21 protein-coding genes and 1 pseudogene are annotated in these 24,599 nt (G+C 66.1%); 9 read left to right on the top strand and 13 right to left on the bottom strand.

Annotation, left to right across the window (positions count from 1 at the left end; all coding sequences use genetic code 11):
- The first annotated feature begins 57 nt into the window (after window positions 1-57).
- From EJA05_RS12005 to EJA05_RS12015, 3 genes are all read left to right on the top strand, one after another.
- The gene (locus EJA05_RS12005) at window positions 58-1,284 is read left to right on the top strand and encodes an efflux RND transporter periplasmic adaptor subunit (protein WP_125858394.1); all 1,227 of its coding nucleotides are present in this window, start codon (window positions 58-60) and stop codon (window positions 1,282-1,284) included.
- A gap of 15 nt (window positions 1,285-1,299) precedes the next feature.
- Window positions 1,300-4,458 (top strand): efflux RND transporter permease subunit, encoded by a 3,159-nt coding sequence (locus tag EJA05_RS12010; RefSeq protein ID WP_125858395.1) that lies wholly within the window; start codon window positions 1,300-1,302, stop codon window positions 4,456-4,458.
- A gap of 251 nt (window positions 4,459-4,709) precedes the next feature.
- Window positions 4,710-5,642, top strand: coding sequence for a DNA-3-methyladenine glycosylase family protein (locus EJA05_RS12015; protein WP_125858396.1), 933 nt, complete (start codon window positions 4,710-4,712; stop codon window positions 5,640-5,642).
- Here EJA05_RS12015 and EJA05_RS12020 read toward each other — a convergent pair.
- Window positions 5,617-5,847, bottom strand: coding sequence for a DUF6555 family protein (locus EJA05_RS12020; RefSeq protein ID WP_110995934.1), 231 nt, complete (start codon window positions 5,845-5,847; stop codon window positions 5,617-5,619). The genes EJA05_RS12015 and EJA05_RS12020 overlap by 26 nt on opposite strands.
- 306 nt (window positions 5,848-6,153) lie before the next feature.
- On the opposite strand from EJA05_RS12020, the gene EJA05_RS12025 reads away from it, so the two are divergent.
- Window positions 6,154-6,411 (top strand): DUF1652 domain-containing protein, encoded by a 258-nt coding sequence (locus EJA05_RS12025; protein WP_125858397.1) that lies wholly within the window; start codon window positions 6,154-6,156, stop codon window positions 6,409-6,411.
- A 15-nt stretch (window positions 6,412-6,426) separates the two neighbouring features.
- On the opposite strand, the gene EJA05_RS12030 is transcribed toward EJA05_RS12025, so the two are convergent.
- The 3 genes from EJA05_RS12030 to EJA05_RS12040 form a co-directional block, all read right to left on the bottom strand.
- Complete coding sequence (locus tag EJA05_RS12030) at window positions 6,427-7,041, bottom strand: Yip1 family protein (RefSeq protein ID WP_125858398.1); 615 nt, start codon at window positions 7,039-7,041, stop codon at window positions 6,427-6,429.
- Between the two features lie 99 nt (window positions 7,042-7,140).
- Window positions 7,141-7,428 carry a hypothetical protein gene (locus EJA05_RS12035; RefSeq protein WP_110995931.1) on the bottom strand — a complete coding sequence of 96 codons (288 nt, stop codon included), beginning with the start codon at window positions 7,426-7,428 and terminating at the stop codon, window positions 7,141-7,143.
- A gap of 185 nt (window positions 7,429-7,613) precedes the next feature.
- Window positions 7,614-8,093, bottom strand: coding sequence for a GNAT family N-acetyltransferase (locus EJA05_RS12040; protein WP_125858399.1), 480 nt, complete (start codon window positions 8,091-8,093; stop codon window positions 7,614-7,616).
- A 176-nt stretch (window positions 8,094-8,269) separates the two neighbouring features.
- Between EJA05_RS12040 and EJA05_RS12045 the strand changes: the two genes are divergently transcribed.
- Both EJA05_RS12045 and EJA05_RS12050 read left to right on the top strand, forming a co-directional pair.
- Window positions 8,270-8,890, top strand: a complete 621-nt coding sequence (locus EJA05_RS12045; protein ID WP_110996246.1) for a LysE family translocator — start codon at window positions 8,270-8,272, stop codon at window positions 8,888-8,890.
- 22 nt (window positions 8,891-8,912) lie between these two features.
- Window positions 8,913-9,785 (top strand): alpha/beta fold hydrolase, encoded by an 873-nt coding sequence (locus EJA05_RS12050; RefSeq protein ID WP_125858400.1) that lies wholly within the window; start codon window positions 8,913-8,915, stop codon window positions 9,783-9,785.
- 24 nt (window positions 9,786-9,809) lie between these two features.
- Here EJA05_RS12050 and EJA05_RS12055 read toward each other — a convergent pair whose 3' ends face one another.
- From EJA05_RS12055 to EJA05_RS12085, 6 genes are all read right to left on the bottom strand, one after another.
- Window positions 9,810-10,667, bottom strand: a complete 858-nt coding sequence (locus EJA05_RS12055) for a CAP domain-containing protein (protein ID WP_125858401.1) — start codon at window positions 10,665-10,667, stop codon at window positions 9,810-9,812.
- A 183-nt stretch (window positions 10,668-10,850) separates the two neighbouring features.
- A complete protein-coding gene (locus EJA05_RS12060) occupies window positions 10,851-11,462 on the bottom strand; it encodes a cell wall hydrolase (RefSeq protein ID WP_125858402.1) in 612 nt (203 codons plus the stop codon).
- A 48-nt stretch (window positions 11,463-11,510) separates the two neighbouring features.
- Window positions 11,511-12,428: an AEC family transporter gene (locus tag EJA05_RS12065; protein ID WP_125463809.1), complete on the bottom strand. Its 918-nt coding sequence runs from the start codon at window positions 12,426-12,428 to the stop codon at window positions 11,511-11,513.
- Between the two features lie 341 nt (window positions 12,429-12,769).
- Window positions 12,770-13,633, bottom strand: coding sequence for a LysR family transcriptional regulator (locus EJA05_RS12075; protein ID WP_125858403.1), 864 nt, complete (start codon window positions 13,631-13,633; stop codon window positions 12,770-12,772).
- Window positions 13,634-13,691: 58 nt separating this feature from the next.
- Entirely contained in the window at window positions 13,692-14,540 is an 849-nt protein-coding gene (locus tag EJA05_RS12080; protein WP_125463811.1) for an ABC transporter permease, read from the bottom strand.
- The gene (locus EJA05_RS12085) at window positions 14,537-15,550 is read right to left on the bottom strand and encodes an ABC transporter substrate-binding protein (RefSeq protein ID WP_125858404.1); all 1,014 of its coding nucleotides are present in this window, start codon (window positions 15,548-15,550) and stop codon (window positions 14,537-14,539) included. Before EJA05_RS12085 ends, EJA05_RS12080 begins: the two co-directional genes overlap by 4 nt.
- A 156-nt stretch (window positions 15,551-15,706) precedes the next feature.
- Here EJA05_RS12085 and EJA05_RS12090 point away from each other — a divergent pair, with 156 nt between their 5' ends.
- Both EJA05_RS12090 and EJA05_RS12095 read left to right on the top strand, forming a co-directional pair.
- Window positions 15,707-17,647, top strand: coding sequence for a S8 family serine peptidase (locus tag EJA05_RS12090; RefSeq protein ID WP_125858405.1), 1,941 nt, complete (start codon window positions 15,707-15,709; stop codon window positions 17,645-17,647).
- Between the two features lie 279 nt (window positions 17,648-17,926).
- Complete coding sequence (locus EJA05_RS12095; RefSeq protein WP_125858406.1) at window positions 17,927-19,549, top strand: glucan 1,4-alpha-maltotetraohydrolase domain-containing protein; 1,623 nt, start codon at window positions 17,927-17,929, stop codon at window positions 19,547-19,549.
- Between the two features lie 28 nt (window positions 19,550-19,577).
- Here the strand turns inward: EJA05_RS12095 and EJA05_RS28750 are convergent, their stop codons facing one another.
- Entirely contained in the window at window positions 19,578-20,333 is a 756-nt protein-coding gene (locus EJA05_RS28750; protein WP_371923751.1) for a methyl-accepting chemotaxis protein, read from the bottom strand.
- Window positions 20,334-20,435: 102 nt separating this feature from the next.
- Window positions 20,436-21,761: pseudogene (locus EJA05_RS28755) on the bottom strand (HAMP domain-containing protein); the annotation flags it as partial.
- Window positions 21,762-21,987: 226 nt separating this feature from the next.
- Between EJA05_RS28755 and EJA05_RS12105 the strand changes: the two are divergent.
- The gene (locus EJA05_RS12105; RefSeq protein WP_125463816.1) at window positions 21,988-23,307 is read left to right on the top strand and encodes a Na+/H+ antiporter family protein; all 1,320 of its coding nucleotides are present in this window, start codon (window positions 21,988-21,990) and stop codon (window positions 23,305-23,307) included.
- Window positions 23,308-23,526: 219 nt separating this feature from the next.
- On the opposite strand, the gene EJA05_RS12110 is transcribed toward EJA05_RS12105, so the two are convergent.
- Window positions 23,527-24,525: a FecR family protein gene (locus EJA05_RS12110; protein WP_125858407.1), complete on the bottom strand. Its 999-nt coding sequence runs from the start codon at window positions 24,523-24,525 to the stop codon at window positions 23,527-23,529.
- Between the last annotated feature and the right edge of the window lie 74 nt (window positions 24,526-24,599).

The following is a 24,599-nucleotide window of genomic DNA, read 5'->3' on the forward strand; positions in this document are numbered from 1 at the left end:
GCTTGCCCCGCGATGGGGCCCGAATTGCAACTGACGATTTCCCCAGCAGGAGCCTCCATGACCAACCCCCGCAAACTCGCGATCCTCGCCGCTGCCCTGGCCGCCCTCGGCCTCGGTGGCCTGGCCTGGACCGGCACCCTCGGCCAGGCCTCCAGTGGCCAGGCCCAGCACGATGACCATGGCGAAGAAGACCACGGCCATGCCGAAGAAAAGGACGATGGCCACGGCCATGCTGCGTCCGAAGGTGAAGACCACGCCGAAGAAGAGGGCCAACTGCACCTCACCGCCGAACAGATCCAGGCCGCCGGCGTGCAGTTGGTCACCGCTGGCCCGCAAACCCTGGGCACCGCCATCAGCTTCCCCGGCGAGATCCGTTTCGACGAAGACCGCACCGCCCACGTCGTGCCCCGGGTGCCCGGCGTGGTCGAGTCGGTGCACGCCGACCTCGGCCAGGCAGTCAAGCGCGGCCAGGTGCTGGCGGTGATCGCCAGCCAGCAGATCTCCGAACTGCGCAGCGAGCAGCAGGCGGCCCAGCGCCGTCTGGAACTGGCACGCCTGACCTTCGAGCGCGAAAAGCAGTTGTGGCAGGAGCGCATCAGCGCCGAGCAGGACTACCTGCAGGCCCGCCAGGCCCTGCAGGAGGCCGAAATCGCCGCGGCCAACGCCGGGCAGAAGGTCGCCGCCGTGGCGCCGGCCGGCAAGGGCAACCGCTATGAGCTGCGCGCGCCGTTCGATGCGGTGGTGGTGGAGAAACACCTGACCGTGGGCGAGGTGGTGGACGAGACCAGCAACGCCTTCACCCTGTCTGACCTGAGCCGGGTCTGGGCCACCTTCGCCGTGGCCCCGCGCGACCTGGACAAGGTGGTCAGCGGCCGTGGCGTGACCGTCAGCGCACCGGACCTCGGCGCGCAGGTGCAAGGCAAGGTCAACTACGTCGGCAGCCTGCTGGGCGAGCAGAACCGCGCCGCCACCGTCCGCGCTACCCTGGCCAACCCCAATGGCGCCTGGCGCCCGGGGCTGTTCGTCAACATCGCCGTCACCGTCGAGCGTTTCGACGCGGCCGTGGTGGTGCCCGAAGCGGCCCTGCAAACCTGGGAAGAGCAGACCGTGGTGTTCGCCCGCACCGAAGAAGGCTTCGAGGCACGCCCGGTGAAACCAGGCCGCCGCGATGGCGGCCAGGTGGAGATCCACGAGGGGCTCGCCGCCGGTACCCAGGTGGCTGCCGCCGGCAGCTTCGTCCTCAAGTCCGAGCTGGGCAAAGGCTCGGCCGAACACAGCCACTGACCGGGAACGCCTGACATGTTCGAACGCCTGATCCAGTTCGCCATCGAGCAACGCCTGGTGGTGATGCTCGCCGTGGTGCTGATGGCCGCCGTGGGCATCCACAGCTACCAGAAACTGCCCATCGACGCGGTGCCCGACATCACCAACGTCCAGGTGCAGATCAACACCGCCGCGCCCGGTTATTCACCGCTGGAGACCGAGCAGCGCATCACCTTTGCCATCGAAACCGCCATGGCCGGCCTGCCGGGCCTCAAGCAGACCCGCTCGCTGTCGCGCTCGGGGTTGTCGCAGGTGACGGTGATCTTCGATGACAGCACCGATATCTTCTTCGCCCGCCAGTTGGTCAACGAGCGCCTGCAGGTGGCTCGCGAGCAGTTGCCCGAAGGCATCGAGGCGGCCATGGGGCCGATCTCCACTGGCCTGGGCGAGATCTTTTTGTGGACCGTGGAGGCCAGGGACGGCGCGCTGAAGGACGACGGCACGCCTTATACCGCCACCGACCTGCGGGTGATTCAGGACTGGATCATCAAGCCGCAGTTGCGCAACGTGCCGGGCGTGGCCGAGGTGAACAGCATCGGCGGCCATGCCAAGCAGTACCTGATCGCGCCGGAGCCCAAGCGTCTGGCGGCCTACAAGCTCACCCTCAACGATCTGATCGGCGCCCTGGAGCGCAACAACGCCAACGTCGGCGCCGGCTACATCGAGCGCAACGGCGAACAGCTGCTGATCCGTGCGCCGGGCCAGGTGGCTTCCGCCGAGGACATCGCCAACATCGTCATTTCCAGTGTCGATGGCACGCCGATCCGCGTCAGCCATGTGGCCGAGGTGGGCCTGGGCCAGGAGCTGCGCTCGGGCGCGGCCACCGAGAACGGCCGTGAGGTGGTCTTGGGCACGGTGTTCATGCTGATCGGCGAGAACAGCCGCACAGTGTCCCAGGCCGTGGCCGCCAAGCTGGAAGAGGTCAACCGCAGCCTGCCCAAGGGCGTGGTGGCGGTCACCGTGTACGACCGCACCAACCTGGTCGAAAAAGCCATCGCCACGGTGAAGAAGAACCTGATCGAAGGCGCGATCCTGGTGATCGCCGTGCTGTTCCTGTTCCTGGGCAACATCCGCGCCGCGCTGATCACCGCCATGGTGATCCCGCTGTCGATGCTGTTCACCTTTACCGGCATGTTCAGCAACAAGGTCAGCGCCAACCTGATGAGCCTCGGCGCCCTGGACTTCGGCATCATCGTCGACGGCGCGGTGGTGATCGTCGAGAACGCCATTCGCCGCCTGGCCCACGCCCAGCAGCGCCATGGCCGCATCCTCACCCGTGCCGAGCGCTTCCATGAAGTGTTCGCCGCCGCCCGCGAGGCGCGCCGGCCGCTGATCTACGGGCAGCTGATCATCATGGTGGTGTACCTGCCGATCTTTGCCCTGACCGGGGTCGAGGGCAAGATGTTCCACCCCATGGCTTTCACCGTGGTGCTGGCGCTGCTGGGGGCGATGATCCTCTCGGTGACCTTCGTGCCGGCGGCCATCGCGCTGTTCGTCACCGGCAAGGTCAAGGAAGAGGAGGGCGTGGTGATGCGCGCCGCGCGCCGCCGTTACGCCCCGGTGCTGGCCTGGGTGCTGGGCCGGCGCAACCTGGCCTTTGCCGGCGCCGCTACCCTGGTGCTGCTGTCGGGGGTGCTGGCCAACCGCATGGGCAGCGAGTTCATCCCCAGCCTCAGCGAGGGCGACTTCGCCCTGCAGGCCTTGCGTGTGCCGGGCACCAGCCTGTCGCAGTCGGTGGACATGCAGCAGCGTCTGGAAAAGACCATCATCGAGCGGGTGCCGGAAGTGGAGCGGGTGTTCGCCCGTACCGGCACGGCGGAAATCGCCTCCGACCCGATGCCGCCGAACATCTCCGATGCCTACGTGATGCTCAAGCCCCGTGAGCAATGGCAAGACCCGGGCAAACCGCGGGATGAGCTGATCGCTGAAGTGCAACGCGCTGCAGCCAGCGTGCCGGGCAGTAACTACGAGCTGTCGCAGCCGATCCAGCTGCGTTTCAACGAGCTGATCTCCGGGGTGCGCAGCGATGTCGCGGTGAAGGTGTTCGGTGACGACATGGAGGTGCTCAACCGCACCGCCGCGCAGATCGCCGCCGGCCTGCAGCAGGTGCCGGGGGCGTCGGAAGTGAAGGTCGAGCAGACCACCGGCCTGCCGGTGCTGACCATCGACATCGACCGTGACAAGGCCGCACGTTACGGCTTGAACGTGGGTGATGTGCAGGACGCCATCGCCATCGCCGTGGGCGGGCGCAGCGCCGGCACCCTGTACGAGGGCGACCGCCGCTTCGACATGGTGGTGCGCCTGCCCGAAACCCTGCGCACCGATGTGGACGGGTTGTCCAGCCTGTTGATCCCGGTGCCCGCCAGTGCCGCCAGCGGCGCCACGCAGATCGGCTTCATCCCGTTGTCCCAGGTGGCCACGTTGAACCTGCAACTGGGCCCCAACCAGATCAGCCGCGAGGACGGCAAGCGGGTGGTGGTGGTCAGCGCCAACGTGCGCGGGCGTGACCTCGGCTCGTTCGTCGAAGAGGCGTCGCAGGCGCTGATCGACAAGGTGCAGATCCCGCCCGGCTACTGGACCCGCTGGGGCGGCCAGTTCGAGCAGCTGCAGTCGGCCGCCGAGCGCCTGCGGGTGGTGGTACCGGTGTCGTTGCTGCTGGTGATGGCGCTGCTGCTGATGATGTTCAACAACCTCAAGGACGGCCTGCTGGTGTTCACCGGTATTCCGTTTGCCCTGACTGGCGGTGTGCTGGCGCTGTGGCTGCGGGATATTCCGCTGTCGATCTCGGCGGGGGTGGGGTTCATCGCGCTGTCGGGGGTGGCAGTGCTCAACGGCCTGGTGATGATTGCCTTTATCCGCAACCTGCGCGAAGAGGGCCGCGGGCTGCGTGCGGCGGTCGAGGAGGGCGCGCTGACCCGCCTGCGCCCGGTGCTGATGACCGCATTGGTGGCGTCGCTGGGCTTCATCCCCATGGCCCTGGCCACCGGCACCGGCGCCGAGGTGCAACGGCCGCTGGCGACCGTGGTGATTGGCGGCATCCTGTCGTCCACCGCGCTGACCTTGCTGGTGTTGCCGGCGTTGTATCAGTGGGCGCATCGGCGGGATGAGGAGGTGGTGCCGCCAGCGGCGCAGTAACCGTGGCCGGGGCACTCGCCATTGCCTCTGGCAACGCGCATGATGCCCCCATGCCCTAATGCCAGTCAGTTAACGCTTCATGGCACTTATTGGGGCTGCTTTGCAGCCCTTCGCGGGTAAATCGCAGCGGCGAACCGCCGCTCCCACAAGTACAGCGCTCGATTCAGACTTTGCACGATCCTGTGGGAGCGGGTTTACCCGCGAAGGGTCGCGTAGCGACCCCAATTGGCTTAACTGACTGGCATTACCCCATGACCCGCCTTTCTTCCCTTCACGCCGTCCGCCGCGCCCTGCGCCCGGGCGGCGTGCACCTGCTCTGGCTGCGCTACCAGCCACCCTATCACTGGCCCTCGACCCAGGCCTTCCTGGCTGCGCGCTGCATCCCCGGTATCGAAACCTTCGCCGATGGCGTGTACCGGCGCAGCTTCGTCCATGCCGGCCGGCACGGCGTGCTGGAAGCGAACCCGGTAGCAGGCCCCTGGCTGCAGGTGCGTCTGCATGAAGTGGCGCCGGCGCTGTTGCCGGGGCTGATCGCACGCCTGCGCCGGGTATACGACCTGGATGCGCGCCCGGCACAGATTGCCGCCGGGCTGGCCGGCGACGCGCTCATGGCGCGGCTGCTCGCTGCGCGCCCCGGTTTGCGTGTACCCCAGGGCTGGGATGCTTTCGAACAGGCCATGCGCACGGTGCTCGGCCAGCAGATCAGCGTGGCCGGGGCGATGACCCTGGCCGGGCGCCTGGTGGCGCGGCATGGGGCGTTGCTGCAGGTGGAGGCGGCCGCGCTGAGCCATGTATTCCCCTCGGCCATGGCGGTGGCGGCGGCTGAACTCGAAGGGCTGGGTATGCCACGGGCGCGGGCGGCAACCCTCGGCACCCTGGCCAGGGCGCTGCTTGAGCAGCCGAACCTGCTGCAGCCTGGGCAAACCCTGGACGCGGTGCTCGCACGCTTGTGCAGCTTGAAGGGCATCGGCCCGTGGAGTGCCCACTACCTGGCCCTGCGCCAGGTGGGGGCCAGGGATGCCTTGCCGTTGGGCGATGTGGCGCTGGTCAAGGCCCTGCGCCTGCTGGAGGGGCCGCAGGTGCTGCTGGCCGAGCGGGCCTTGGCCTGGCGGCCATGGCGCGCTTATGCGGCGCAGCACCTGTGGGCGTCTTTGGCGGTCACTGGCCCGATTGGCGCCAGCTGACTTCGCTGATGCCGTAGCGCTCGGCCATGGGCCGGCTGACTTTGCGGATCTTCTCGCGGTCATAGCGACCGATACGGCCCACACCGGCATCGCAACTGGCCCAGTGCCAGGCTTCGGCGTTGTCCATCCGCTCGGCGCGGATGATGAACGTCTTGTGCTGGCCGTGCAGTGCGTAGTCGATCACGTAGAGTTTGGCGTCGATCATCGGGGTTCCTTTGGTCAAGCGGGTCCATGCCTGATTGTGGGAGCCGCGCCTGGGCGGAAAAGTTTTACCCGATGCGGGTGACGGGGGACGAACGGTCATGTGCCTGCCATCTGTCGCCAAGTTGCCGTCATTGATCGAACCCTGGCTGCAGGGGCGTGTTCTTCCACTAAGGTGCTAGAGGATCTTGCGCGTCATCATTGCCCGGGCGAATGGACCACCCCCAGGGCATGGGCAATATCAATTGGCACTGCGCCGGGTTACGGCGTAACCACACAACAGGCCATCCAGTATAGAGAGGGTCGTACCATGTCGTTGATAGGCGTTTCGATGCTTGAGATGCGGCAGATGATCGAACAGGGCTGCCTGCCCGATCACTGCGAGGTGAGTTGCCCGGACGGCGAGCACCTCACCATCCGCCTGAGCCAGGGCGACAACCTGGGAGAGTGCTTCACCACCGAAGTGTCGGTGGCCAGCCTCAACAGTTGCCGTGACCTTGTGGCGTTGGTGGCGCAGCTCAAACAGCACCACCACGCGCAGGCGCAGCCGCTCAAGGCCATTGCCTGAGCGCGAGGTGCCCGGTCAGCCGAGACTGGCCGGGCGCACGTATTCCGGCATCAGGCCGTTGGACCAGAACAGGATCATCGCCACCAGGATGGTCACCAGCAGCAACAGGCCCACCCCCCATACACAGGTCGCGAACAGCATTGCCTGCTCTTTGCGCAGGCGCAAAAATGTCTGCAAACCGCCATACAGCAGCACGCTGGCGTAAGCGCTGGCTGCCAGCAGCGCCAGTAACGCCAGCCAGCGCATCGGCAGCAGGCCGACCACCCCGGCGACGAACCAGGGTGTCGCGCAGTAGGCGGCGAAGCCGATGCACTGGTTGAGGTTGGGCTGCACATCGAAACCGCGCGACATCCAGCGGATCATCACCCCCATCAGCATCACCCCGCCTACCGTGGTGGCGTACAGCAGCCCGGCCAGTTGCGCGGCGCTGGCCAGGCTCAGGCGCACACGGTCCTCACCTGCCAGGCTCCAACCGTAGGTGGTGGTACCGACCAACAGGCACAGGGCGGGGATCAGCGCGAGCAGCAGCAGGCGCGGCAGGTATTGCTGGGGATGGTCTTCCTCGGCGCGGCGGATTTCGAGCCAGGCGTCGGCTGGGTCGGTGAAGAGCTTGAGTAGCGGGCTGTTCATGGCGTTCTCCTCCAGGGGCGGCGCAGTAGCGCGCATCCTCTTTCAATGGAGGCGTCGGGATCGCGGCGGGTTCAGCTCAGTTCGCTGCCGTTGATCGCCTTATTGCAGTTCGAGCAGCAGGTTCAAGCCACCGTCGCCGCATTTGCCCTGCTCTCGGACCACGCCATGGTAGCTGCGGCCATCCCAGGTAAACGCCACGCTGTGGGCGCGCTCGACCTTGTCCGGCAGCGGCGGGCAGATATGCAGGCGTAGTGCGGGGCGGCCTTGCAGGGTGAGGGCAGCGAGTTGTGCCTGGCATTCGACGCTCGACGCCACCGGGCCGAACAGGGTGTCGCGGACGTAATCCAGTTGCAGGCAGGCATTGGGTGCGCGGCAGGGCATCTTCATGGCGCTGCGGGGGAGCGAGTGAGCATGGCAGGGCTCCTGGCGAAAGATGGCAAGGCATCAAACGTTGGAGGCCAGAAACGGGGCGATGTTCAAACCGTTTCGAGGGAAATTTTGCCGTTGTTGATCGCCCTGTAGGAGCGCCCCGGCAAGGCCGCTCCTACAGGCTGCGCGTCAGCCGTCAGCCGTCAGCCCTCGGCGAAATGGCGAAGGCGCTCGCCGTCCAGGCGATAGCGAATCCACTCATCCTGCGGCTCGGCGCCCAGCGACTGGTAAAAACCAATCGCTGGCTCGTTCCAGTCCAGCACGCTCCACTCAAGGCGCCCGCAGTTGTTCGCCAGCGCTTCCCGGGCGATATGGCGCAGCAGCGTGCGCCCGGCGCCGTCACCGCGTTGCTGCGGGGTGACGTACAGGTCTTCGAGGTAGATGCCGTTGCGCCCCAGCCAGGTGGAGTAGCTGTAGAAGTACACGGCAAAACCGATGGCCTGACCGTCGCGCTCGCAGATCAGGCTGCGCACGGTGCTGCCTGGGTCGAACAGGCTGTGCTCGATATCGGCGAGGCTGGCCACCACTTCGTGGCGGGCGCGCTCGTAGTCGGCCAGCTCTGTGATGAAGGCGAGGATTTGCGCGGCGTCGCTGCGTACGGCAGGGCGAATGGTCAGGCTCATGGTCGGGCTTCCTTGTATTGGGGCTGGCGCCATCGTACTGGTCCGGCAGCGCAGAAGCGATATGACCAGTTCAGTAGAGTGTATTCATGCAATTTTGCTTAACTGTACCGGTCGGTCGCCCCGCGGCTCCGTTACTGTGTGGCAACACATAACGAGAAACCCGGAAGACTGCCGCCATGCTTGCCTCGCTCGATCTGCTCAGCGCCTTCGTGCTGTTCGCCTTCGTATCCTCCATCACCCCCGGCCCCAACAACACCATGTTGCTGGCCTCGGGGGTCAACTTCGGAGTGCGGCGCAGCATCCCCCATGCGCTGGGCATCAGCATCGGCTTCATGGTGATGGTGCTGGCGGTAGGCCTGGGGCTAGGCGAGGTGTTCAAGGCCTGGCCGCCGCTGTACAGCATCCTGCGCTATGCTGGCGCCGCCTATCTGCTGTACCTGGCCTGGAAGATCGCCACCTCCGGGCCGATGTCCGGTGACACTGCCGGCAGCCGCAAGCCGCTGGGGTTCTGGGGCGCAGCAGCCTTCCAGTGGGTCAACCCCAAGGCCTGGGTGATGGCGGTGGGGGCGATCACCACCTACACCCCGGCCCAAGGCTATGTGTTCAATGTGATCGTCATCGCCGCCGTGTTCGGCCTGGTCAACCTGCCCAGTGTCGGGGTCTGGGTGATGTTCGGCAGCGCCTTGCGCAACCTGTTGCGCAATCCGCGTGCGGTGGTGCTGTTCAATGTCCTGATGGCCGTGCTGCTGGTGATTTCGCTGTATCCGCTGTTGTTTGTAGAATCGTCGTTTTCCTAGAACCGACGAGTGCAGTAAACAGATGGAGTTGATTCCCTGGTCCCATGAATGCGCCGAAGGCTTCACCCTGCGTGGCTGGCGCATGCCGCCCAGTGGCCGGCCATTGCTGCATTTCCTGCACGGCAACGGTTTCTGCTGCCTGGCCTACCAGCCCATGCTGCTGCGCCTGGCGGAGCACTTCGACCTGTGGCTGAGCGATGTGCAGGGCCATGGCGACAGTGATCACGGCGGCAACTTCGTTGGTTGGAACCGCACGGCGGCGCTGGCGGTGGAAGCTTTCGAGGCGGGGCGTGGCGAGTACGGCGACGTGCCTCGCTTTGCGGTCGGCCACAGTTTCGGCGGGGTGCTCACCGGCCTGATCCTGGCCGGCCAACCGCAACTGTTCCAGCGCGCGGTGCTGCTCGACCCGGTGCTGTTCAGCCGGCGCATGCTGGGGGTGATGGGCGCCGCCGCGCTGGTCGGCCTGCACCGGCGCCACGCCCTCGCTCGCAAGGCTGCGACCCGCCGCAGCCACTGGCCGGATCGTCAGGCCGCGCTGGCCGCGCTGCAGGGGCGCGGTATCTTCAAGGGCTGGAGCGAAACCGCGCTGCACGCCTATGTGGAGCATGCCATCGGCGATTGCGGCGAAGCCGTGGTGCTCAAGTGCCGGCCCAGCCGCGAGGTGGAAATCTTCAGTTCATTCCCTGCGCGCATGTGGCAGCAACTGCTGGCCATCTCCACACCCACGCGCATCCTCTACGGTGAGCACACTTATCCGTTCGTGCCCCACTCGGTACAGCGCCTGGCCAGGCTGAACAGCCAGGTGAGTGCGCAGCAGGTGGCGGGTGGGCATTGCTTCATGCAGGAAGATCCGGCAGCGGCGGCGGAGCAGGTCGTGGCGTTTCTTCTGCCCTGACAGGCGCCGCCACCTGTCATTGCCCTAGCGAGGCGTACCGAACATCCCGGTCCAGTAGATCCCTGCGTCGCTTTTCGGGTCTGTCGCGTAGGCGGCGCCGAGGTCGCGGTAGTCCGGGTTCATCAGGGTGGCGCAATGCCCGGGGCTGGCCAGCCAGCCATCGACCACCTTGCGTGCGGTATCGCTCCCGGCGGCGATGTTTTCGCCAAGCTGCTGATAGTTGTAGTCGGCCAGGTCGGCGCGGTCATCTGGGGTGCGACCGTCGCGGTCGATGTGATCGAAGAAATTCTGGTTGGCCATGTTGCGCGAGTGGTTGGCGGCGACGCCTGCCAGCACGCTGTTCCAGCTCAGCGGCTTGGCGGCGGGGAAGGGCTGGCCACCGCACTGGCGCGGCACGCCGCGGGCAGCGTTGATTTCCTGCAGCAGCTTCTGCCCCTCGGCCTGCCAGTCGCCCAGGCGCCCGCTGAGCAGCGGCCGGGCGAGCACGATGCGCCAGTCGCGGCCCTCCTGGCTGACGCCGATGTCGATGAACTGCGGGTCGAGCACCACCTGGCAGAAGCTCTCTTCGATGGCCTTCATCGCCGCTTTCGCATCGCGCGGCCCGGACAGGCTGATGGCCTGCACGTTGACCATGGGGTAGGCGGCGCGGCTCATGGCCTGCTGCAGGTCACGGGTGCCTTCGGGCGACAGCGCCAGGCGGGTGTCGCTGTTGAGCGGTGGCAACTCCAGCGAGGCCCCGCCGCCACAGTGCTGGGACTGGCTGCGGTAGACGTTGATCGTATCGATCAGTTGCGCTTCTTCGCCGCTCATGGCCTGGGCGCCGGTCGAGGCGAGCAGGCCCAGCGACAGGCCGAAGAAGCAGGCAACGGATGGGACGCGCATGTGGATCTCCCTGTACTGGCAGCGTCTGCTTGTGCGCTGCCCATCCTACACAAGCACAGGGCTTTTGGCCCAGCGATGTGCAGGGCTGTGAACCCTTGGTCATTCGTTGTGATGCGGTGTAGGGGTGGGTAGACCGCCTGCCGGCGCAAAAGTGCAATCCATGCTACACCCAGCGCCGTACCCTTAACGCGCCAGCGCCTGGTTCGGCTTGTAGAACAGGAAATGGGTGGTTTGTGCCGTCTGGCGGTAAGTCTTGGCCCAGTCGGGGTGGACGGTGCGGTCATGGAAGTACAGCGCACCGTCCGTAGGGTCCTTGAGCTGCTGGTTCAGGGCCTTGCGCGCGATCTCCTTGGCCACCGCGTAGCGTTCCTCCTCTTCCACCTGGTCGGGGCGCCCGTCGCACCACCAGGAGAACTGGCAGCTCTTGCTCTCCACCCCTTGCTTGACCACGCCGCAGATGGTGTTGGGGAAACCGTCATGGCCCAGGCGGTTGAGCACCACGCTGGCCACCGCGCTCATGTCCTCGCTGTCGGCGCCCTTGGCTTCCCAGTAGATGGTGCGGGCCAGGCAGGTGATGCTGTCGTCCATCGGTGCCTGGCCGGCCGGGTCGACCGCCTGCACTTCGGTGGGGGTGATGGTTTCGGCTTTTTTCGGTGGCGGCGCGTCCTCCACCACCTTTTCCTCCAGCACTTGCGCCTTGTCTTCGGCGACGGCGGCCTTCTGGCTGTCGGCGGCGGTGAGCGGGCCTGCAAGCAGGGTTAGCGACAAGCCGAACAGCATCCACGAAAGGCGCATGGTCGAGGTTCCGAGTAGTGGGGCTGATCACAGTCTAGCCGGGCGGATTCAACTCAGCGTCAGGCTCAGCACCAGCGGCAGGGTAAGGGCGGCGGCCATGGTCTGCAGGGCGATGATGGTGGCCATCAGCGGTGCGTTGCCGCCCATCTGCCGGGCCATCACATAGGACGACGAGGCGGTCGGCAGGGCCTGGAACAGCACCGCCACCACCGCCGCCTGGCCGCCGAGGCCGAGCAGCCGGCACAGGCCCCAGGTGGTCAGCGGCATGACCAGGAACTTGAACAGCGAGGCCGCCAGCAAAGGCTTCACCTGTTGGCCCAGGCGTGCGCCACCCAGGGCCGCGCCGACGCACAAAAGGCCCAGCGGCAGGGCGGCCTGGCCGAGCGCCTTGACGGTCGGCTCCAGCCCCGCCGGCAAACCCAGGCCACTCACCCGCAGCAGCAGGCCACCGGCGCAGCCGACGATCAAGGGGTTGGCGAAGATCGCCTTGAGCACCGTGGCCGGCGAGCTGTGGCGGGCGCTGAAGCGGGCAAACACCAGCACACAGAGCAGGTTGACCAGCGGCACGATGGCGGCGTTGGCCACCGCCGCCAGGGCAATCCCAGCACTGCCATAGATGCCTGCGGCCAAAGTGGCGCCGATGTAGTTGTTGAAGCGCACGCCGCCCTGGAACACCGAGGTGAAGTCGGCACCGTCATGGCTGGCTGCACCCTGGTACAGCACCAGCAGCAGGGCGCCGAGCAGGGTCGAGAGCATCAGCACGCCAACCATGCCCAGTATCGGCACGCCGTCGAGGTTGGCGGTGGCCAGGCCGTGCAGGAACAGCGACGGCAGCAGCACGTAGTAGCTCAGGCGCTCGGCGCCGGGCCAGAAGGTTTCGGCGAGAAAACCGCGCACCCGCAGCCAAGTGCCCAGGGCGATGAGCAGGATGATCGGGACGAGGGTGGTCAGCAGCAGATGGAGCATGGTCGGCAGTCCGTGGTCGGGTACCGGCACAGGGTAGCGGAGGGGAGTGAGCAGAAAAAACGTTGTTTTCTGTAGTGACTGTTGAGAAAAACTGCATCAATCCTTACGGCGTGGGAGCAACTCCGCGAGCTCTGTGGGAGCGGGTTCACCCGCGAACACGGGCATAGCCCGTGCCAGGCACCGAGGTGTCATCTTCGCGGGTAAATCGCGGCGGCGAACCGCCGCTCCCACAGGTACTGTGCAATCCAGGGGAATGCATGGCCCCTGTGGGAGCGGGCTTGCCCCGCGATTGACTCGCACGGGGCCTGGCACGATCAAGGGGCAAGCCCACTACGCCTCGCTCAAACCTCCAGGGCTGTCTTCAACACCGCACTCAAATGCCGCCGCTGGCTCTTCTCATGCTCCAGCAACACCACGCGCCGGGTCAGTTGCGGTTCGCCGAACGGCTGCACGCTGGCCGGCGGGAGGCGTTCGAGGTCGTCGTCGCTCATGGGGATGACCGCCACCCCCAGGCCCATGGCCGCCATGCGTGCCAGGGCCTCCTGGCTGTCCAGTTCCATCTGCTCGCTGACCTGCAGGCGCTGGCGCCGCAGCTCCTGTTCGATCTGCCGGCCGGCCCAGGCGCGCTTGTCGAAGCGCAGGAACGGCTGGCTGGCGAGCAGCGCCGGCACGCTTTGCCCGGCCAGCTCGGGGCTGGCGATGGCCCAGAAGCGGTCCTCGAACAGCGGGGTGAATTGCAGGCTCTGCGGGTATGGGCTGACCGGCTCGGTGGTGATCGCCGCATCCAGCTCGCCGTCCTCGACGCGACGGGCCAGCTCCGCCGACATGCCCGAGACCACACTGATATGCAGCTGCGGATGGTGCGCCTTGATCCACACCAAGGCTCGTGGCAGGCGCCGCGCCAGCACGGTGTGGATCGCGCCGATGCGCAGCCGGCCACGCAGGCTGGGGCCGCTGGCGAGGGTGTCGGCCAGTTCGTCATAGGCGCCGAGGATGCTCTCGGCACGGGCCACGGCCAGTTGCCCGGCCTCGGTCAGCACCACTTGCCGGCGGCTGCGGTCGAACAGGGTGACCTGCAGTTCGTCTTCCAGGGTCTTGATGTGCAGGCTCACCGCCGAGGGCGTGAGGCTGAGCAGGTCGGCGGCGCGGGCGAAGGTGCCGTGGCGGGCGATGGTCACCAGGGTGCGCAGGGCTTTGAGGGACACGCGGGAACTCCGGGGGTGCTGGGCAATGAGCAGAGGGCACGATACTGCAATAGCGGCCTCAGCGCCCAGCGCGCCCGTACGCCTGGCTGATCCGGTCGATCACCATCGCCAGGGCGACGATCGCCAGCCCCGCCTCGACGCCCTGGCCGACGTTCAGCGTCTGGATGCCGGCCAGCACGTCCTCGCCCAGCCCGCGGGCGCCGATCATCGAGGCCACCACCACCATCGACAGGGCCATCATCACCGACTGGTTGAGCCCGGCCATGATGCTCGGCAGCGCCAGCGGCAGGGCAATGCGCCGCAAGCGCTGCCAGCGGCCGGCGCCCAGGCCGTGAGCGGCCTGCAGCAATGACGGGTCGATCTGTGCCAGGCCCAGCTGGGTCAGGCGCACCAGCGGCGGCAGGGCGTAGATCAGGGTGGCGAACACCGCCGGCACCTTGCCCAGGCCGAACAGCATCAATACCGGGATCAGGTAGACGAAGGCGGGTAGGGTCTGCATGACGTCGAGCACCGGCAGCAGCAGGCGCCGGGCCAGCGGGCGGGTGGCCAGCAGGATGCCCAGCGGCACGCCGATCAGCACGCACAGGCCGGTGCTCACCAGTACCAGGGCGAGGGTCTGCAGCAGCTTGTCCCACAGCCCCAGCACCCCGATCAGCGCCAGCAGCCCGGTCAGGGCCACGGCGCGCAGCAAGCTGCGGCTGGCGTGCCAGGCCAGCAGCCCGACCAGCAGCAACAGCAGCCACCAGGGCAGCAGGCGCAGCAGGCTTTCCAGGGCGACCAGCAGTTGCAGCAACTGCTCGGAGACGCCGCGCAACTGGTCGCCGTAGTGCAGCACCAGCCAGTCGACCAGGCGGTTGACCGAGGGCGCGAAGGAGTATTGCAGGGCTTCGGGGAAGCCGCCGCTCATAGGCCGGCCCCGACCTTGGCGGCCTTGTCGGCAGGCAGCCAGGCCTTCCATACCTCGGGGTGTTCGCGCAGGAAGGCGAGGGCTGCCTCACGTGGTTTCTGGCGGGTTTCGCTCATGTGGGCGAGGGTTCTGTTCAGGGTGTCGATGGGCAGGTCGACTTTTTCGAACACGGCCACCAGGTCGGGGTACTGGTCATGGAAGGCCTTGGAGACGCCGATCGACAACTTGGCCGGCAGCGAGCTGCTGCCTTGTGGGTTGGGGTTGTTGGCATCGGTAAGGGTGGCCCAGGCCGCCGCGTCGAACGCCGGTTCTTCCAGGCGCACGAGTTCATGACGCCCCATCAGCGGGGTCGGGCTCCAGTAATAGAACAGCACCGGCTGGCCGCGGCGGATCGCCGAGGTGATCTCGGCGTCGAGGGCTGCGCCGGTGCCGCTGCGGAAGTTGTTGTACAGGGTGTCCAGGCCATAGGCCTTGAGCTTCTGGCTGTTGACTGTCTCGGAGGTCCAGCCGCTGGGGCTGTTGAGGAAACGGCCTTTGTCTGGCACCTCAGGGTCGCGGAACACCTGCGGGTAGCGCTTGAGGTCGGCGACATTTTTAAGGTCCGGGGCCAATGGCTTCAGGCCACGTGAGGGGTCGCCTTTGATCACGTAGGCCGGCACCCACCAGCCTTCCTCGGCATTTTTTACCGTGTCGCCCAGGGCGAACACCTGGCCGGCCTGTTCGGCCTTGACCCAGGCGGGGCTGCGCCCGGCCCATTCCTCGGCGATCACCTGCAGGTCGTTGCGTGCGAGCGCCACTTCCATGCTCACCGAGGTGCCGGGCAGGGTGTCGGTAGGGTAGCCGTAACCGCGCTCGACGATCAGGCGCAGGATCTCGGTGGTCAGTGCGCCGCTTTCCCAGGTGATGTCGCCGAAGTGGATCGGGGGTGGTTGTGTGGCTACGGCGGGAGCGAAGGTGCCCAGGCCACACACCAGGAGCAGGCTGGCAAGCAGGCTTTGGATCTGTTTCATCGACACCTCTACGGGGGGCCAGGTGGGGGAAGTGTAGACGACGGTCGCAGTCGGCAGCCCCAGGCATGGAGGAAGGCGTGCAGGCTGGGTAAGGCGGTTGCCAGTGTCGACAATGGCGATCCACGCGCCCCCCCACCCCTTTCGAAGGAGCGATCGATGAACTTGGCTCTTGATTTTGTCTACTACCGCAACTTCCGTTTCGACGGCAGGTTTCATGTCCGCTGCCAGGGCGACGATCTGGCCAAGGTTGCCCGTATCCGCTACGAGCTGCAGCGGGTTACCGCGGCAGGCACGGAGCAGCTGGCCGGTGTTTCTGCGCGCTCCTTTGCCCGCACCGGCTCGCTGGCCGACCACGGGTGCCCGGCCAGCCTGCTCACTTCGGCGCGAGCAGGGCAGTACCGGATCACGCCGAGGGTCATCCTGTTGGAGAAGGAGGCCCGGGCAATGAATCACCCCGTCGGGGCGCAAGGGGTGATCGATCTGCCTGCGCTGGCCATTGATATCGTCGAAGAGGACCTGGACAGGCGCATTCTCGACAAGGTGCCCCTGGCCAACGGACGCCGACAGCGCCGGCATGCCGTTGTCCGCAAGGAGGACGACAGGTTTGTCGACGACCCCTATGGCCAGCGTTTGGCGCCGCTGCCTGCGGTTGGCCCGGACGGTCGCTGTGCGCCGCTGCTGATCAAGTTCCGTGAGGATGGCCTGGCACAATTGCGCCAAGATCTGCGACCCGGCTCGAACGCGCCGCTGGCCCGTTGGTGGCCGAACCTGGGGGCTCAGCTCGTCCTGCGGCCGGTGCTCGAGCCAGCGGAGCGCGAGGACCCACGGCTCGCTGCCTTGCGCCCTTACTGCTGGATGGAACAGCCCGGCGCCATGTCAGTCGAGACCTATCACGCGTTGCTCAGAACATTCGCGGCGCTGGAGTACGTGGACTCGTTGCTGCCTGCCCCAGCCACGAGCGCGACCCCACTGTTGTTGCTGGGAGGCGCGGCGTTGCTGGCGACGCTGTTGACAGGCGGCGCGCTGGTGCTGGGCAACAGGGCGTATGACGATGCGCAGCCAACAGCAGATTTCGAAGCGCGTCAGTACTACCTTGACGAGCCTGGGGCACGCTGGCAGGGCCTGAATATCCGCAAGGTCTGGGCCGAACAGGTGACAGGCAAGGGCGCGCGAATCCACTTCAGCGATGGCGGCCTTTTCCCCAACCATGAAGAACTGCGCGGCAATCCGAAACTGCAGATCGTGTCCGCCAAGCCCAATGATGATCCCGAGCATGGCACTGCGTCGCTTGGAATCATGGTGGCCGCACGCAACGGCCTGGGCGTGACCGGCATCGCCCATGGCAGCGAACTCTTTGTGCACGACAACCGCGCCAGCGATGTCGCAGGTGCCACCCAGACGCTGAAGAATCTGCTGTTGCAGGTGCAGCCGGGCGACATCGTCGGCATCAATCGGCAGGCCGCCAACCCGGCCGTGCTGACGACCGTTCTGCCGTCGCTGCATGAGCGCCCTTGGTGGGATGTGATGCAGTCGCTCAGCCAGCGTGGTGCGGTGGTGCTCAACGCCGCCGCCAACGGCAGCTCGGCGTCGCTCGAGGACAAAGGGACGGTGCGTGGCTACGGCGTCGACCTCTCGCAGTGGCGCTTCTTCGACGATCATGGCGACGCAGGTTGCATTCTGGTCGGTGCATGTCACTCCTGGGATGGCAAGCCGCACCAGTACTCCAATTTCAATTATCGCCACCGCATGCTCAACGCCTGGGGGGACAGCGTGGTCACCCTGGGCTATGGCAAGCTCCAGGACAAGTCCGGCCATGATCGGGACTACACCGACACCTATGCCGGGACGTCCAGCGCGACGCCTCTGGTGGCCGGTGCCCTGGCACTGATCCAGTCGTATGCGATCGAACAGCATCATGTCTACCTGGACGGCGACCAGATGCACCTGCTGGTCTGCGCCTCGGGTTATCAGGACGCGACCCTGCCGGATAGCGATGTGCTGCCCATGGGGCATCGGCCGGACGTGCATGGCGCGCTGTTGCTGCTCGATCGCCTGCTCGGCGGTGGCCGGTTCCACTCTCCAAGGGAGGAGCTGTGAGCCGCGCAAAGCCTGAAGGCCGCTGACCTGTCATTTCTGCGTCGGTGGTGGCCAGGCCGAAGCAGAGCAGCAGGCCGGCCAGCAGGGCAGGAAATCTTTTCATTGCAGCCTCGCTTTCGGGGGGCGGGCAAAAGCGTAGACGACGGGGTATCGAGGCCTTCCACAGGGTTGGCTGTGCGTTGGGAGACACCTGGCATTTTTGCCAGTAGAGGGGGCAACGCCCTTGCCATACGCTCTCAAGCAATCCTCCCAGCCTGGGCAAGCGCCCAGAGGTACCCCATGGATCGCAACAGGATTGCTGCATGCTTGGTGATCTGCCTTGGTGTGTACGCACCGGGCTTGTCAATGGCCACCGATGCGACGCAGGCGGGCGTACGTAACGGATCAGGCGGCGAGATCCTGTTGCAGGGATTCCACTGGAACTCCAGCCGGCAGGCTGATCAAACCTGGTACCAGACACTGGCGGAGAAGTCCGCGAAAATCGCCGCTGATGGTTTCACCGCCATCTGGATGCCGCCGCCCTGGCGTGATGAGTCGCATTGGCAGGACGACCAGCAGCACACCGTTGGCGGAGGTGAGGGCTACTTCTGGCGGGACTTCGACAAGAATGGCCGTTATGGGTCGGACGACCAATTGCAGGCAGCGGCCAAGGCATTGAAAGGCGCCGGGGTCAAAGTCATTTTCGATGTGGTGCCCAATCACAAGGACGGTGTGTGCAACGGCCTGCCGATGGACAAGGAGGCTGTGGCTGCCGGCAAGTGCGCACGTGGATTGACGCGCGACGAGGGTGACGCCTTTATGAGTGGCGATGCCGACCTGGACACGGCCGACCCTTCGGTCGATAGCCTGTTCCGCGTCGAGTTCGCCAACCTGCGCGATCGTTATGGTGCTGAGGGGCTGCGCTTCGATTTTGTCAAAGGCTATGCGCCAGAGAGGGTCGACGGCTGGATGAAGCGGTTCGGCGACCGTCTGTATTGTGTCGGCGAGCTGTGGAAGGCCCCCGGTGAGTTCCCGCAGGACGACTGGCGCAGGAGCGCGGGCTGGCAGGACATCCTGAAGGACTGGTCTGATCGAGCCCATTGCAGTGTGTTCGACTTTGCGCTCAAGGAGCGCATGCAGAACGGCAGCTTGCGCGACTGGCGCTACGGTCTGAACGCCAACCCCGACGCGAGCTGGCGCGCCGCGGCGGTGACGTTCGTCGACAATCATGACACCGGCTATTCGCCAGGCGCCAATGGTGGCCAGCATCATTGGGCATTGCCCGAGGAGCGTCGTGACCAGGCCTATGCCTATGTACTCACCAGCCCGGGCACGCCCAGCGTCTACTGGCCAGACATGTACGACTGGCCGCGCGGTGGCCTGCTGCGCCAGCTCATCGCTGCACGGCGAGCTGTTGGCATCCGTGCAGGCTCGACCATTTCCTTCGCCTTGATGGAAAACCACGCCGGTTTGGTCAGCCTGACCCAGGGCGATCAGGGCAGCCTGCTGCTGGCGCTGGACTCAGACCTCGGTGCGGCGCCCGGCGGCTTCGAACCGGTCGTCCTGGCCCACGACAACGGGCCCGGAAAACCGAATATCAGGCTCTGGCGAGCCACCGACCGGCGTCCTTGGGTCGAGGTGGTGCTGAGCTGCGAAAACGGTACGACGAACCCTGGCGACAGCGTCTATGTGGTGGGTGACAGTGTCGTGCTGGGCGGGTGGAAGCCCGCCAATGCATTGCGCCTGAAGGATGTCAGCCAGTACCCCCTGTGGCAGGGGCGTGTCAGTCTGCCGGCGGATCAGGATGTGCAGTGGAAGTGCATCGTGCGCAGCGAGACAGCGCCGGAGGTGGTCAGACGCTGGCAGGCGGGGGACAACAATGTCCTGAAGGCGGGCGTGCGAGCCGGCAGCGGCCGTTTATGAGAGAGGCGCCATCCTTGGCGCGACGGATTCAGACGCGGAACTGGTCCATCAACCCCTGCTGCTGGTTGGCCAGGCTGTTCAGCGACTGGCTGACCCGCGCCGATTCGTTGGCCTGGCCCGACAGCGACTCGGTGACGTCGCGGATGGTGGCGACGTTGCTGTTGATCTCTTCGGCCACCGCGCTCTGCTCTTCGGCAGCGCTGGCGATCTGCAGGTTCATGTCGGTGATCACCGTCACTGCCTGGCCGATGCGCTGCAACGCGGTGGCCGCCTGGCCGACCTGCTCGACACCGCCCTGGGCCTGGCGGTGGCTGCTGTTCATGGCGCCGACCACATCGCGGGTACCGGCCTGCAGCGCCTCGATCACCTGGCGGGTCTCTTCCACCGACTCCTGGGTACGGCGGGCGAGGTTGCGCACTTCATCGGCGACCACCGCAAAACCGCGCCCGGCTTCACCGGCACGGGCCGCTTCGATGGCGGCGTTGAGCGCCAGCAGGTTGGTCTGCTCAGCGATCGAGCGGATCACTTCCAGTACCGAGCCGATCTTCTCACTGTTCTGCGCCAGGCCTTCGACCTCGGCCATGGCGCTGCTCATGTCGGCGGCCAGGGTGTCGATGCTGGTGGTGGTGCGGTCGATCACCGCCAGGCCTTCGCGGGTGGCCTGATCGGCGTCGCGGGCGGCCTGTGCGGCCTGGGCCGCGCTGCGGGCGACGTCCTGGGCGGTGGCGCTCATTTCGTGGGAGGCGGTGGCCACCTGGTCCACCTGGCGGTACTGCTGCTCCATGCCGGCGCTGGTCTGGGTGGCGATGGCCGCGGACTGGTCGGCGGTGCCACGGGCGGCCTGCACCGAACGCTTCACTTCGGCGATGGTCGGCTGCAGCTTGTCGAGGAAGCGGTTGAACCAGCCGGCCAGTTCGCCCAGCTCGTCGCGCTTGTCGTATTGCAGGCGGCGGGTCAGGTCGCCTTCGCCGCTGGCGATGTCCTTGAGCATGGCGGCCACGCCGAGGATCGGCCTGGTCACGGTGCGGGCCATCAGCCACACCAGCAGCAGGCCGGCGATGGCGGCGGCCAGGCCCAGGCCCAGTTCCAGCAGGGTGCCGCTGGTATTGAGGGCGTCGAGTTCCTGCTTGAGCGTTTCGGCCGGGCCGGTCAGGGCGCTTTCCGGTACGTCCAGCAGCACGCCCCACGGCTTGCCGCCGGGGATCGGCTCGAAGGCGGCCAGCACTTTCAGGCGCTGCGCACCATGCAGGATCTGCAACTTGCCTTCGGTCAGCTTGCGCACCAGCTCCGCGCCTTGCGCGGTGTCGACCTGGTCCAGGCGCTGGGCCAGCTTGCCGGCATCGGCGCTGTAGCCGGCCAGCAAGCCGACCGGGCTGAGGATGCCGACCGTGGTGCGGCCTTCGTACAGGCCACGGCTGGCCGACTCGCTCAGGGCCTGCAGGCTGTTGAGGTTGATGTCGATGGACAGGGTGGCGATCACCTTGCCGTTGCTCTTGAGCGGGAACACGATGCTGGTCATCAGCACGCGCTGGCCGTCGATGTCGTAGAAGTACGGCTCGACCACGCACACCGTGCCGGTGCTGCGTGGGCACACCCACCAGGTGTTGGCCGGCTGGCCGCTGGGGCCGACTTCGGTGTTGGCCATGTCGTGTTCGGGCAGTGCCATCGAGGTCAACTGGCCGGCGCGCGGTTGCGACCAGTACAGGGCGAAGCGGCCAGTCTCGTTGCTGCCCAGTTCCGCCTGGCCGGTGAACAGCTTGTCCTTGCCGTCCAGTGCGCCGGGCTCGAATACCAGCGACAGGCCGAGCAGGTCAGGGTTGGCCTGCAGCGCGGCACGCACCTGGGCGGTCATGTCCTGGCGCAGGTCGTAGGCGTCGAGGAAGCGTTTTTCCGCCTGTTCACGCAGGAACAGTACCTGGCGGGCAAAACCAGCGCCGTATTGGTAGGCGTCCATGAACTGGCGGCGGATGTTCAGGGCCTGCACTTCACCTTGCGATTCGATGCGCGACTGCGCCGCTTCGCTGAGCATGTGCATGCTGCTGGCCTTGACCAGGTCGGAACTGTGGTCCATGCGGTACAGCGAAAGGCCGACCAGCAAGGTGACGATACTGGCCAGGCACAGGCCGGCCAGCAGGGTGATCTTCCATTGGATGGAGAGTTGTCGCAGCGCAGGCATTGGGGCAAATCCCTTGTAATAGGTTTGATGCTGCATGCTGTATCGGCGCTACAGGATTTTTCTTTATTCAAACGTTCAATTTAAACCCGCTACTTTCGTCTATGTCCTACAAGGACGCGCGGCGCAGACGCTTTTGACTTCTGCTGGCCTGTGCTTCAGAGTGTGCGCCCTTCATAACAACATCCCCTGGTCCGGCCACTGCCTGCGCGCAGCTGTCGCCGGAACGCTCGCTTTTTGTCTGTCGTAAAGAGGTTTGCACACCATGAATGCAGTGATTGCCGCGGTCGGGCTCATGCTGATCCTGAGCCTGTCCCGCGTGCATGTGGTCATCGCGCTGATCATCGGCGCCCTGGCCGGTGGCCTGGTCGGAGGCCTGGGTATCGAGGGCACGCTCAAGGCCTTCAACGGTGGCCTGGGTGGCGGTGCCACGGTGGCGTTGTCGTATGCGCTGCTTGGCGCCTTCGCGGTGGCCATCGCCAAATCGGGCCTGGCCCATGCCCTGGCCGACCGCGCCCTGGCGATGATCGACCGTCAGGGGCATGCCGATGGCGGCAAGGTCAAATGGCTGCTGATCGGCCTGATGCTGGTGGTGGCGGTTTCGTCGCAGAACATCCTGCCGATCCACATCGCCTTCATTCCGTTGCTGGTGCCACCGCTTTTATATGTACTGACGCGCCTGCGCATCGACCGCCGGCTGATCGCCTGTGTGATCACCTTCGGCCTGATCACCCCGTACATGTTCCTGCCGGTGGGCTTTGGCAACATCTTCCTCAACGAGATCCTGCTGGCCAACGTCGCCCGCGCGGGCGTGGACGTGAGCGGGGTCAATGTCACCCACGCCATGGCCATCCCGGCGGCCGGCATGCTCGCTGGCCTGCTGCTGGCCGTGTTCGTCAGCTATCGCAAGAAGCGCGACTACGACCTGGCGCGCATCGAAGAGGTCGAGCAGGTCAGCGTGCAATACAACCCGCTGACCCTGGTGGTCGCCGGTGTGGCCATCGGTGCGGCGTTCATCATCCAGCTGTGGCTGGACTCGATGATCATCGGCGCGATGGTGGGTTTTTTGATCTTCTCGCTGTCGGGCATCGTGCGCTGGAAGGACACTGACGACCTGTTCACCGAGGGCATGAAGATGATGGCGATGATCGGCTTCATCATGATCGCCGCCTCGGGCTTTGCCGATGTGATGAAGGCCACCGGTGAAGTGAAGACCCTGGTCGAGACCTCGGCGCAGTGGATCGACCACAGCAAGGGTATCGGCGCGTTGCTGATGCTGTTGGTGGGGTTGCTGGTGACCATGGGCATCGGCTCGTCGTTCTCCACCGTGCCGATCCTGGCAGCGATCTTCGTGCCGCTGTGCGTGCAACTGGGCTTCGACCCGGTGGCCACGGTGTGCATCGTCGGTACCGCCGGTGCCTTGGGCGATGCCGGTTCGCCAGCTTCGGATTCAACCTTGGGGCCGACCTCGGGGCTGAACGTGGATGGCCAGCACCACCATATCTGGGACACCGTGGTGCCGACGTTCATCCATTACAACCTGCCGTTGCTGGCGTTTGGCTGGTTGGCGGCGATGACGCTTTGACGTGCGTTTGATCTGGGGGGCCGCTCTGCGGCCCTTTCGCCGGCGTAGCCTGCTCTCACTTCCACCGCGTCGAACTTGAGCCTTGTGCTGTACCTGTGGGAGCCGGCTTGCCGGCGATCACCGGCGTAGGCGGTGGCCAGAATCGCGGTGCCTGCATCGCCGGCAAGCCGGCTCCCACAGCAATCGCGGATGTTCAAGGAGCCGGGTTAGACGGCTCCGTCAGCTGCGGCTTGGCGGCGGGGTGATGCGGTTGAGGACGGTGCTGCCGTCCTTGCTGCGGGTGAGGTACACCGGCAGTACCTTGGGCAGGGTGTCGACCAGGCGTGCCACTTCGCGGGTGTTGTAGACACCGCTGATGCGGATCCTGGCAGTGCTGTCATCGGCCAGGCGCAGTGGCTTGTCGAGGTAGCGGTTGATCACCGGCAAGGCCTGGGCCAGGCTCAGGTTGTCCAGCACCAGCTTGCCACTGCGCCAGGCCAGGCTGTTGCCCGAGTCGTCGCTCTGGCTCAACTGCGGTTCGAAATCTCCGGTGTGGTAGCTGGCCTGCATGCCCGGGCCGAGGCGGTAGCCTCCGGCGTTGCCATCGTTGCTGACCAGCACCGAGCCCTCCACCAACGTCACCTTGACCTGGTCTTCATATTTCCACACGTTGAACTGGGTGCCGGTGACCCGGGTCTGGCCGTTGCCGGCACGGACGATGAAGGGGTGGCTGCTGTCGTGCACGACCTTGAAGAACGCCTCGCCCTTGATCAGGGTGACGCGGCGTTCGTCCTTGTAGTTCAGGTAGCGCAGCTCGCTGTGCAGGTTGAGTTCGACGCTGCTGCCGTCGCTCAGGCGTACCTGGCGCAACTGGTCTGTGGTTTCGACATGCTGGTAGCCGTTGGGCAGCCAGCCTTGTTCCCAGCCCACCCAGCCGGCCAGGGGCAGGGCGAGCAGGGCAATGGCCGCCGCCGAGGCCAATGGCCGCCAATTGCGGGCCGCGGCCTGCCGGGGTTTGAGCTCCACCACCTGGGCGCTACGCGGCAGCAGGTCGGCGGTCTGCCAGATCTCCAGCATCGCCTGGTACTCCTGCGCGTGCCGCAGGTCGGCCGCCAGCCACTGGCTGAACGCCGCCTGTTCCGCCGCCGTGCAGTCTTCGGCGTGCAGGCGCATGCACCAATGCGCGGCGGCGTCGGTGATGGCATCGTCTTCGCTGGGGGTGAGGCGGTCCTGGTTCATTACGGCTCCCGGTTTTGCGGGCATTCTACCCTCGGGTGGTGGCTCCCGAGAACGGATTAATGGCGAATGACTAT

This window comes from Pseudomonas oryziphila, from assembly GCF_003940825.1.
In the GTDB taxonomy this organism is placed as follows: domain Bacteria; phylum Pseudomonadota; class Gammaproteobacteria; order Pseudomonadales; family Pseudomonadaceae; genus Aquipseudomonas; species Aquipseudomonas sichuanensis.